This is a genomic window from Pseudomonas sp. UBA2684 (assembly GCA_002354655.1).
In the GTDB taxonomy this organism is placed as follows: domain Bacteria; phylum Pseudomonadota; class Gammaproteobacteria; order Pseudomonadales; family Pseudomonadaceae; genus Aquipseudomonas.
Genome location: DELY01000007.1, coordinates 67,032 through 67,930, shown reverse-complemented (window position 1 = coordinate 67,930; position 899 = coordinate 67,032). Strand labels below are relative to the sequence as shown.

Here is an 899-nt window from a genome sequence, read left to right as displayed (position 1 = left end):
GGCGCCCGCCGGCTCGGCCAGGCGGGCCAGAGCCGCCAGCAACTCGCGGCTGGCAGGCGTCGGTTCGGCGCGCTCGCGCACCTCGGTGAACATGCCATTGACCGCATCGAGCGCTTCGAGCACCACGTCCATCAACTCGGCATCGACGCGGCGCTCACCCTTGCGCAGGATGTCGAACACGTTTTCGGCGATGTGGCAGCACTCCACCAGCTCATTGAGCTGGAGGAAACCGGCACCGCCCTTGACGGTATGGAACCCCCGAAAGATTGCATTGAGCAGGTTCATATCGTCCGGGCGGCTTTCAAGTTCCACCAACTGCTCGGACAATTGCTCGAGAATCTCGCCGGCCTCTACCAGGAAATCCTGGAGGATTTCTTCATCGGCGCCGAAGCTCATATGACGTGCTCCTAAAATCCTAGGCTGGATAGCAGATCGTCGACATCATCCTGATTGGATGCGACGTCATCACGCTTATCGGCATGAATCTGCGGACCTTCACCATGCGAAGGCTCTTTTTGTTGTTCTTGTTCGGCACGCAACACGTTGTGATCGTGCTCGATGCCGGCAAAACGGTCGACCTGGCTGGCCATGAGCATCAGTTTGAGTAGATTGCTTTCCACCTCGGTGACCAGCTGGGTCACGCGTTTGATCACCTGGCCAGTGAGGTCCTGGTAATCCTGCGCGAGCAAGATGTCGTTGAGGTGGCCGGACAATTTGACGTTGTCGCGCTCGCTGCGGGCGAGAAACAATTCGATGCGTTTGGCCAGTTCGCGAAAACCGTCGGCGCCCATTTCACGGCGCATGAAGCGGCCCCAGTCGGCACTCAGCTGTTGCGCCTCGCTACTCAGGTCGTTGACCAGCGGCGCGCTCTGCTCGACCAGATCCATGGTCCGATTGGC

General features: G+C 59.5%; 2 protein-coding genes. Both read right to left on the bottom strand.

Features of this window, described 5'->3' with window-relative positions; translation table 11 throughout:
* The coding region (locus B3M58_RS03730) for an Hpt domain-containing protein (protein WP_296217223.1) at positions 1 to 396 on the bottom strand (396 nt) is incomplete at its 3' end.
* Positions 397 to 407: 11 nt separating this feature from the next.
* Positions 408 to 899: protein phosphatase CheZ (locus B3M58_RS03725; protein ID WP_296217222.1), on the bottom strand; the 492-nt coding region annotated here is incomplete at its 5' end.